This window comes from Halalkalicoccus sp. CG83, from assembly GCF_037081715.1.
In the GTDB taxonomy this organism is placed as follows: domain Archaea; phylum Halobacteriota; class Halobacteria; order Halobacteriales; family Halalkalicoccaceae; genus Halalkalicoccus; species Halalkalicoccus ordinarius.
The window spans coordinates 262,855-272,054 of sequence record NZ_JAZDDH010000002.1 but is presented as its reverse complement, the minus strand read 5'-3'; the positions used below and the strand labels follow the sequence as shown (position 1 = coordinate 272,054).

Below are 9,200 nucleotides of genomic sequence, written 5' to 3'. Positions count from 1 at the left end.
GCTCGTAGAGCAGATCCCAACGACCAAACGTGTCGATCAGCGTCTCGAGCTTCAGCGTGAAATTCATCGTCGAGGTCCCGCTCCGGCCTCCTCCCGACCCCTCCGTTCGAGAAGTACCGTCGAGAAACCGGCAGCCGTCGCGGCGACGAGGGCACCCGCCGTGCCATCGCCCACTACGACGTCGTGCGGTTCGCAGTCATGAGGTGGAACAGTTGATCGCTTCACGAAACCAGGGATAGTAGGTCCGCCAACACGTCTCTGGCGCGACGCGCCACGGGCGAGGAACCCGACCGGGCCTCGGGGTCGTCACCGGCCGGCCGATCGCCGGGACTCGTGTGGGATCGCCGACCGGTATCGCAGGTCTCGATCGCGGAGAACGACGTGACTGCTCGCCTCGAACACAGGAGAAGAGGGATGAGCCGCCGTCAGTAGAACTCGCGGACGAGGTCCATCGCGCCCTCGGGCGCGCCGTCGGGGATGTCGTTCATCGGCTCCTCGATTCCGAGGCGCTTCTCGTAGCCGACGCTGTCGTCGTCCTGGTAGATCACGCCCTGGTAGATGTTGTCGAAGTCCATGATCTTCTCGCGAGCCTGGTCGTAGTCGTTGGGGTCGTGGTTCTCCTCGTCGAGGTCGATCAGGGAGTCGCGGAAGTAGTCGTAGGTGTCGACGTCGTTGAACGTCACACAGGGGCTGTAGGTGTTGACCAGCGAGAAACCGTCGTGCTCGATCGCTTCCTCGATAATCTGGGTGTGGCGCTGGGAGTCCGAGGAGAACGACTGGGCGATGAAGCTGCCGCCCGCGGCCATCGCCAGCGCGAGCGGGTGGACCGGCGACTGCTGGGTCCCCTCGGGCGAGGTCGAGGTCTCGAAGTCCTCGCGGGAGGTGGGCGAGAACTGGCCCTTCGTGAGCCCGTAGATGCGGTTGTCCATCACGACGTAGGTCATGTCGACGTTACGTCGGACCGCGTGGACGAAGTGGCCCGCGCCGATCGAGTAGCCGTCGCCGTCGCCGCCGGCGACCATCACTTCGAGGTTGGGGTTGGCCATCTTCACGCCCGTACCGACGGGGAGCGCGCGTCCGTGGACGCCGTGGAGCGCGTAGCTGTGCATGTACGTCCCGATCTTGCCCGAACAGCCGATGCCAGCGCAGATGAAGGTGTCGTCGGGGCTGTTGCCGGTGTTGGCGAGCGCCTTCATCATGCCGTTCATCGTCCCGAAGTCGCCGCAGCCGGGACACCACGTGGGTCGCTTGTCGCTCTTGAAGTCGGTGAAGTGTGCCTGGGAACTCATTGTGCTGTAACCTCCGGTTCCGCCGCGAACGTCTCCGTGATCCGCTCGCGGAGTTCGTCGGCGTTGAACCGGATGCCGTTGTACTTGTTGATGCGTTCGACTCGTGTAAGCGTGTCGCGTTCGATCAGGTCGGCGAACTGGCCGGTCGCGTTACACTCGACGACGACGGTCCGATCCGCGTTCTCGACCGCTTCGGTGAGGTCGGGCCGGGGGAAGAGGTAGGGGACGGAGATGAACCGCACGTCGTCGTCGAGCTCGTCCATCGCCTCGAGGATCGCGCCCTCGTTCGACCCCCACGTGATCACCAGGTTCTCCGCGTCCTCGTTGCCGAACTCGCGGGGCGACCAGTCCTCCTCGCGCTGGGCGGTCTCGACCTTTCGATTTCGCTTGTCGACCTGCTGGACGCGCTCCTCGGTGTCCTCGGTCCGCCGGCCGAGCTCGTCGTGCTCGAGGCCGGTCGTCATGTGTGCGCCCTCCGCGGTGCCGGGGAACGCCCGCGGGCTGATGCCGTCGGCGGCGTCGTAGTGGGGCTGGAAGCGCCCCTGCTCGTCGAGGTACTGGTCGATGTCGTCCTCGCTCACGACGTTCCCGCGGTCGATCTCGACCGCGTCCATGTCGAACTCCTCGGGCGAGAACGTCTGTTCGGTGACCGCCATCGCCAGATCTGAGATGACGTAGACCGGCGTCTGGTACTTCTCGGCGAGGTTGAACGCCTCGATCGTCTTCCAGAAACACTCGGAGATGGTGGTCGGCGCGACGACGAACCGGGGGATCTCGCCGTGACCGCCGTAGAGCGCCATGTTCAGGTCGCCCTGCTCCTGTTTGGTCGGCATCCCGGTCGAGGGCCCCGAACGCATCACGTCGGCGATCACCAGCGGCGTCTCCGTGGTGGCGATGAGGCCGAACGTCTCGGTCATCAGGTCGATGCCCGGCCCGGAGGTGGCGGTCATTGCTCGCGCGCCGGAGCGTGCGGCGCCGAGCGCCATGTTGATCGCGGCGAGCTCGTCCTCGGCCTGGACGACCGTGCCACCGTACTGGTCGATCCGACCGGTGAGGTACTCCATCACGTTGGTCGCCGGGGTGATCGGGTAGCCCGCGTAGAACCGACAACCCGCGACCAGCGCGCCCATCCCGATCGCCTCGTCGCCGTTGAGCAGGACGTAGTCGTTGTCCGTGGTCTCGAGGTCGTAGCCGTAGTCATGGTCGTAGTTCTCCTGGACGTAGTCTCGCCCGGCCCGAGCGGCCTCCTGGTTGTTGTCGACGAGCTTCTGCCCCTTGTCGCCGAAGCGCTTCTCGAGGGCGCTGTCGAGGTGCTCGATCGGGAAGTTCGCGACCTCGCAGGCCGCCCCGAGCGCGACGACGTTCTGCATGATCGCGCCGCCGGCGTCCTCCGCGAGGCTCTTGAGCGGGACGTCGAGCTCGACCATCTCGTCGGGGACGTCGGCCTCCCACGAACGCTCGCCGTCGTAGATGATCACGCTGTTCTCGTGGAGTTCGTCGAGGTTCTCGTCGATGGTGCGCTGGGTGAGCGCGACGAGGACGTCGAGTCGATCGACGACGCTGTTCACCTCGTCGACCGACGTCCGGATCTTGTAGGCGGTGTAGCCGCCGCGGATCCGCGAGGCGAAGTCCTTGGATGTGAAGACGTGCCGTCCGGCCCGTGAGAGCGCCTGGGCGAAGATCTTTCCAGTGGAGTCGATCCCGTCGCCGGCCTCCCCGCCGACGGCCCAGTTGAGGTCCTCAGGCATGTGGGTTAGAGGTAGCCCGGCCGCGGGCAAAAAGCCTTCCGTAAGTGTACTACGAGCCGCGCTTGCGGGTGCAGGCACCTGATGTCGGGGTGGACGAAGGCCAGTCGGCATATGATAAGTACCAGGGGAGACACGTAGCCGGTATGCCAAGCGAACGGGCCGCCGAGTTCACCATCAACCACGTGCAGGTGCTGGACCGTGAGGGGAACGTCGACGAGGAGCTCGATCCCGATCTATCGGAGGAACGGCTGCTCGAGCTCTACCGGGGAATGAAGCGCGCCCGCAGGCTCGACGAGCGTGCGATCGCACTCCAGCGCCGCGGCGAGAGCGGCACGATCGCCCCCGCACTGGGCCAGGAGGCCGCCCAGGTGGGAAGCGCCGTGGCGCTCGCCGAGGACGACTGGATGGTGCCGTCGTTCCGCGAGAACGCCGCGTATCTCGCGCGCGGAACGCCGCCGCACGCACTGCTGTGGTACGCGATGGGGATGGAGGAGGGCGCGGAGATCCCCGACGGACAGAACGACCTCCCGCCGTCGATCGCCGTCGGCTCGCAGGCGATCCACGCCGCCGGGCTCGGCTGGGCACAGGCGATCAAGGGAGAGGAACACGCCACCATCGGCTACTTCGGCGACGGCGCGACCAGCGAGGGCGACGTCTACGAGGGGATGAACTGCGCCGGCGTCTACGACGCCCACACCGTCTTCTTCTGTCAGAACAACCAGTACGCGATCTCGGTTCCTCGCGAGAAACAGACCCGTGCCGAGACGATCGCCCAGAAGGCGATCGCCGCCGGGATCACGGGGGTACAGGTCGACGGCAACGACGTCCTCGGCGTCCATCGGGTGGTGGAGGAGGCCCTCGAGATGGCGCGGAAGGGCGAGCCGGTGCTCGTCGAGGCGATGACCTACCGTCAGTCGATGCACACGACCGCGGACGACCCCTCAGTCTATCGCGAACGCGAGGAGGAGGAGGGATGGGAGGAACGGGACCCGATCGACCGCTTCGAGACGTATCTCGAGGGGCGTGGGATTCTCGACGACGAGACCAGAGAGGAGATCGAGGAGGCCATCGAGGAGGAGCTGGCCGAGGCGGTCGAGCGGGCACAGGAGGGACGCGAGGAGATCGATCCCGCGGAGATGTTCGATCACGTCTTCTCGGAGCTTCCGCCGGAGCTCGAGTCCCAGCGCGCGGCCTTCGGGGGTGAGGAGAATGGCGAATGAGCTGCGGATGGTGGAGGCGGTCCGGACCGCGCTCGGCGAGGAGCTGGCACGCGACGAGTCGGTCGTCGTCTACGGACAGGACGTCGCGGTCAACGGCGGCGTCTTCAGGGCGACCCAGGGACTCGTCGAGGGCTACCCCGACCGCGTGTACGACGCGCCGGTCGCCGAGTCCGGGATCGTCGGGCTGGGCGTCGGACTGGCGGCCCACGGGATGCGGCCGGTCGCCGAGATCCAGTTCTCGGGGTTCATGCACCAGGCGTACCACCAACTCCAGCAGCACGCCGCGCGCCTGCGGAGTCGATCACGCGGAAGCTACGAGTGTCCGATGACGATCCGTTCGCCGTACGGCGGCGGGATCCGCGCGCTCGAACACCACTCCGAGAGCTTCGAGGCGGGCTACGCCCACACGCCCGGACTGAAGGTGGTCGTCCCCTCGACGCCCGCCGACACGAAGGGGCTTCTCACCAGCTCGATCCGCGACCCCGATCCGGTCGTCTTCCTCGAACCGACGCGGCTCTATCGCGCGTTCCGCGAACCCGTTCCGGAGGACGATCACACCGTGCCGCTGGGCGAGGCCCGCGTCGTCGAGGAGGGCGACGATATCACCGTCGTCGCCTGGGGCGCGATGGTGCGCGAGGCGACCCGTGCGGCCGAACGCGTCGACGCGAGCGTCGAGGTGATCGACCCGCGGACGATCTTCCCGCTCGACTCGGAGACGATCCTCGAGTCGGTGCGAAAGACCGGCCGGTGTGTCGTCGTCCACGAGGCGCCGCAAACGGCGGGGATGGCCGCGGAGATAATCGCCCGGATCAACGACGAGGCGCTCTACTACCTCGAGGCGCCCGTCGAGCGGGTGACGGGCTACGACGTGCCGTTCCCCCTGTTCGCCCGCGAGGAGGAGTACCTGCCCGACGAGGATCGCGTCGCCGCCGGCATCGAGCGCGCCCTCTCGGCGTAGTTCGCTCGAGAGGGCAAGTCCTTTGTCGGAACCGGCGGTAGCTCCGCGTATGGAGAAAACCGAGGTCACGATCGAGGCCGTCCGTGAGGTCGGCCCCGACACCGTCGCCGTCGATCTCGAGACGCCCGAGGAGTTCGACGCCCGGCCCGGCCAGTTCGTCAAGCTCGAGACCGAGGTCGAGGGCGAGCACGTCTCGCGATTCTACACCCTCTCCTCGCCCGACGTCGAGGGAGGCTTCGAGATCACCATCGGAATCGACCCCGAGGGGACGCTCGGGCCGTGGATCGCCGACGACGACCGCGAGGGCGAGACGGTCACCGTCGAGGGGCCCTACGGCAGCGCCTACTACGAGGACGAGTCCGAACTGCTGATCCTCGCGGGCGGCCCCGGCGTCGGTCCCGCGGTCGGCATCGGCGAACGCGCCGTCGAGGACGGCGGCGACGTGACGGTCGTCTACTGCGACGACGAGCCCGTCCACGAGGATCGGCTGGAGGCGCTTCGCGAGGCCGGCGCGACGGTCGTCGTCACCGACGAGCTCGCGGACCACGTCGCGAGCTACTACGACGGCCAGCAGGTGTTCGTCTACGGCTTCGGCGAGTTCGTCACCGATGCGCTCGACGCGCTCGAGGGGGCCGGCGGCGACCCGGACGGCGCGAAGGTCGAGAACTTCGGATAGGTTCGATCCCGATTCACAGGTATCGAGGAACGTCACGCCGATAGGTGCGATACTCGTCGCCGAACGCGCGGGCCAACAAGCGTTCTTCCCGTCGGACGATACCGTGGGTAGCGGCCAGCACGGCGGGCGAGAGGACGAACGGCCACAGGGAGTTCGAGAGCAGCGCGATACCCACGTACAGCGCCGTCCACGCGACGTACATCGGGTTTCGGCTGAACGCGTACGGTCCGCCGGTGAGGAGAGCGGCCGGCTCCTCGACGTCGGCGTCGCCGGCCGTTCGTACCGCCCACGCCAGACACGGCACGCTGGCTCCGACTACCGACCAGCCGATGGTTCGAGCGGGTTCCCGGCGGTCGGTGATTCGCCACGGCCTGTACGTGTGGAGCGCCACGCTCACGAACAGTCCGAACACGTGCGGTTCGGGGATCGGGACGTTCGCCCATCGCCATCGCCCTTTCGAGGGGGTCGCCATATCTCGGGTAGCGGTAACCAGCGACAAGTGTCGATCGGATTCTGGAGTAACCCGTCGTGATGCCGTGCGGCGTGGGGAATACGGGCCCCGTTTCCGGTAATCGGTCCTGCCAGGAGACGCAGGTCTCGAGGAAGGAGTATACGAGGGAGCCGCCGGTCAGCCGTGCTGGACGAACTCGATCAGGACGCCGCCGGTCGATCCCGGATGGAGGAAGGCGACCTCGTGGCCCCACGCGCCGGGACGGGGCTCCTCGTCGATGAGGTCCACGCCCGCCTCGCGGGCGTCCTCGAGCGCACTCTCGACGTCGTCGGTCGCGAGCGCGAGGTGGTGGATGCCCGGTCCGTTTCGCTCGAGATACGTCGCGATCGGTCCACCCTCGTGTGACTCGAGCAGCTCGAAGTAGCCGTTCCCGAGATCGAGAAACCGGACGGTCATGCCGTCGAACTCCTCTTCGTGGACGACGGCTGTGTCGAACAGGTCCCCGAACAGCTCCGCGAGCGCGTCCGCGTCGTCGGTCGCGATCCCGGCGTGATCGAAGTACATGGCGGACGTTGGACGGACGAGTAGTTAACCGGCGGGGATGACTTCCGACGAAACGCCGCTGGCACGAAAACGCTGCCGGGGCGATCGGAGCGCAATCAGGCGTAAATGACCGGACGGACGGAGCGGATTTTTCGCCCACGTTTTTCCGCTCCGGATGCGCTCTGCGAGCGCATCCAGGACGAGAAAAAGGTGGGTGGCCGTTACAGGGCGCTTCCGGGACGGTACTCGCCGAAGACGTCACGGAGGACGTCACAGATCTCGCCGATGGTCGCCTCGGCCTTCACGGCGTCGACGATGTGGGGCATGACGTTCTCCTCGCCGCTCGCGGCTTCCTCCAGGGCGGCCAGCGCGGCCTCGGCGGTCTCCTCGTCGCGCTGGGCGCGGACGGTCTCGAGGCCGTCGATCTGGCGCTGCTGGTCCTCCTCGGTGACCTCCTCGATGTCCATCTCGGGCTCCTCGTCGACCTCGTACTCGTTGACGCCGACGATGACCCGCTCGCCCTCCTCGATCTCGCGCTGGCGCTCGAAGGCGACGTCCTGGATCTGGCGCTGGACCCACTGGTCCTCGACGGCCTGGAGCATCCCGCCACGGTCGTCGACCTCGCGGATGATCTCGAACGCCTCCTCCTCGATGTCGTCGGTGAGCGCCTCGACGTAGTAGCTGCCCGCGAGCGGATCGATCGTGTCGGCCGCCCCCGACTCGTGGGCGAGGATCTGCTGGGTGCGAAGCGCCGTTCGAACCGACTTCTCCGTGGGAAGCGCGAGCGCCTCGTCCTTGCCGTTGGTGTGGAGGCTCTGGGTCCCGCCGAGGACGCCCGCGAGCGCCTGGTAGGCGACGCGGACGACGTTGTTCTCGACCTGCTGGGCGGTGAGCGTCGAGCCCGCCGTCTGGGTGTGGAACTTCAGCTGTTTGGCCTTCTCGTCCTCGGCGTCGAATCGCTCCTCCATGATCTTCGCCCACATTCGACGTGCGGCACGGAACTTCGCGACCTCCTCGAAGATGTCGTTGTGGGCGTTGAAGAAGAAGGAGAGCTGCGGGGCGAACTCCTCGACCTCCTGGCCCGCGTCGAGCGCGGCCTCGACGTATTCGATGCCGTTTCCGAGGGTGAAGGCGAGCTCCTGGGCCGCGCTTGCGCCGGCCTCGCGGATGTGATAGCCCGAGATCGAGATCGTGTTGAAGTTGGGCACCTCCTCGGCACAGAACTCGAAGATGTCCGTGACGATCCGCATGGAAGGTTCCGGCGGGTAGATGTAGGTGTTTCGCGCGATGTACTCCTTCAGCAGGTCGTTCTGGACCGTCCCCCTGAGCTCCTCGCGGGGGACGCCCTGCTCGTCGCCGACCGCGACGTACATCGCGAGCAGGACGCTCGCGGGGGCGTTGATCGTCATCGACGTGGAGACCTCGTCGAGCGGGATGCCGTCGAAGACGGTCTCCATGTCCCGCAGGGAGTCGATGGCGACGCCGGACTTGCCGACCTCGCCGGCGGCCATGTCGGCGTCGGAGTCGTAGCCCATCTGCGTGGGGAGGTCGAACGCCATCGAGAGGCCGGTCTGGCCCTGATCCATGAGGTATCGGTAGCGCTCGTTGGTCTCGACGGGAGTGCCCATCCCCGCGTACTGGCGCATCGTCCACAGCCGACCGCGGTGCATCGTCGAGTAGACCCCTCTCGTGTACGGGTCCTCTCCGGGGAAGCCGAGGTCCTCGTCGTAGTCGAGGTCCGCGACGTCGTCGGGCGTGTAGAGCGGCTGGATCTCGTGGCCGGCGGTGTCGGTGGTGAACTCCTCCTTTCGCTCGCCGAAGCGCTCGACGGTCGGTCCGCGGGTCTCCTCCTCCCAGCGTTCCTTCTCCTCGCGGATGGTCGCGAGTTCGTCCTGATCGAACATGCGATATCGTACCGTGCGCAGACTCTTAAGCCATGCCGCCCGCCCGATCGGACGATCGCTCCACGCCCTTTTTGGCGCTGGAACGCCGACGAACGGACATGGGAACGCCGGTCGACGCCGACGGCAGCGACGAGGGGCCGCCGATCCCGACCGACGACGGCGACCGCGACCGGCGACGGGCGGCGCTCTACACGCTCCCGTTTCTCGCGCTCGGGGTCCTGAACGTCGTGCTCGTGCTCGGGTGGGGGCTCGAGCCGCTCTGGGTGTTCGCGATGCTCCCTCCGGTCCTCTTCATGAGCGTGCTGACCTGGGTCGCGTTCAAGAGCGGCTTCGTCACCGACCGCGAGGAGTACTGATCGGCCCCGACCTCGACCGGTAACGACGCGTGGATCGGGAGGTGACCGTCGGAAC

9 protein-coding genes are annotated in these 9,200 nt (G+C 67.1%); 4 read left to right on the top strand and 5 right to left on the bottom strand.

Annotated elements, in window-relative coordinates; all coding sequences use genetic code 11:
• Window positions 1-425: 425 nt before the first annotated feature.
• Window positions 426-1,289 (bottom strand): 2-oxoacid:ferredoxin oxidoreductase subunit beta, encoded by an 864-nt coding sequence (locus V0Z78_RS14950; protein ID WP_336345466.1) that lies wholly within the window; start codon window positions 1,287-1,289, stop codon window positions 426-428.
• Window positions 1,286-3,037, bottom strand: a complete 1,752-nt coding sequence (locus V0Z78_RS14945) for a 2-oxoacid:acceptor oxidoreductase subunit alpha (protein ID WP_336345465.1) — start codon at window positions 3,035-3,037, stop codon at window positions 1,286-1,288. The genes V0Z78_RS14950 and V0Z78_RS14945 overlap by 4 nt, the downstream gene beginning before the upstream one ends.
• A 143-nt stretch (window positions 3,038-3,180) precedes the next feature.
• On the opposite strand from V0Z78_RS14945, the gene pdhA reads away from it, so the two are divergent.
• Genes pdhA through V0Z78_RS14930 form a run of 3 tightly spaced genes read left to right on the top strand, consistent with a single transcriptional unit; the run spans window position 3,181 to window position 5,891 of the window.
• On the top strand, window positions 3,181-4,257 hold the full coding sequence (pdhA, locus tag V0Z78_RS14940; RefSeq protein ID WP_336345464.1) for a pyruvate dehydrogenase (acetyl-transferring) E1 component subunit alpha: 1,077 nt from the start codon (window positions 3,181-3,183) through the stop codon (window positions 4,255-4,257).
• A complete protein-coding gene (locus tag V0Z78_RS14935) occupies window positions 4,247-5,215 on the top strand; it encodes an alpha-ketoacid dehydrogenase subunit beta (RefSeq protein WP_336345463.1) in 969 nt (322 codons plus the stop codon). The genes pdhA and V0Z78_RS14935 overlap by 11 nt, the downstream gene beginning before the upstream one ends.
• A gap of 49 nt (window positions 5,216-5,264) precedes the next feature.
• On the top strand, window positions 5,265-5,891 hold the full coding sequence (locus V0Z78_RS14930) for an FAD-dependent oxidoreductase (RefSeq protein WP_336345462.1): 627 nt from the start codon (window positions 5,265-5,267) through the stop codon (window positions 5,889-5,891).
• A 13-nt stretch (window positions 5,892-5,904) separates the two neighbouring features.
• Here V0Z78_RS14930 and V0Z78_RS14925 read toward each other — a convergent pair whose 3' ends face one another.
• From V0Z78_RS14925 to V0Z78_RS14915, 3 genes are all read right to left on the bottom strand, one after another.
• Window positions 5,905-6,363, bottom strand: coding sequence for a methyltransferase family protein (locus tag V0Z78_RS14925; RefSeq protein ID WP_336345461.1), 459 nt, complete (start codon window positions 6,361-6,363; stop codon window positions 5,905-5,907).
• A 156-nt stretch (window positions 6,364-6,519) separates the two neighbouring features.
• The gene (gene mce / locus V0Z78_RS14920; RefSeq protein WP_336345460.1) at window positions 6,520-6,906 is read right to left on the bottom strand and encodes a methylmalonyl-CoA epimerase; all 387 of its coding nucleotides are present in this window, start codon (window positions 6,904-6,906) and stop codon (window positions 6,520-6,522) included.
• A gap of 200 nt (window positions 6,907-7,106) precedes the next feature.
• Complete coding sequence (locus tag V0Z78_RS14915; RefSeq protein WP_336345459.1) at window positions 7,107-8,789, bottom strand: acyl-CoA mutase large subunit family protein; 1,683 nt, start codon at window positions 8,787-8,789, stop codon at window positions 7,107-7,109.
• Between the two features lie 98 nt (window positions 8,790-8,887).
• Between V0Z78_RS14915 and V0Z78_RS14910 the strand changes: the two genes are divergently transcribed.
• Complete coding sequence (locus V0Z78_RS14910) at window positions 8,888-9,145, top strand: hypothetical protein (RefSeq protein WP_336345458.1); 258 nt, start codon at window positions 8,888-8,890, stop codon at window positions 9,143-9,145.
• The last annotated feature ends 55 nt before the right edge of the window (window positions 9,146-9,200 follow it).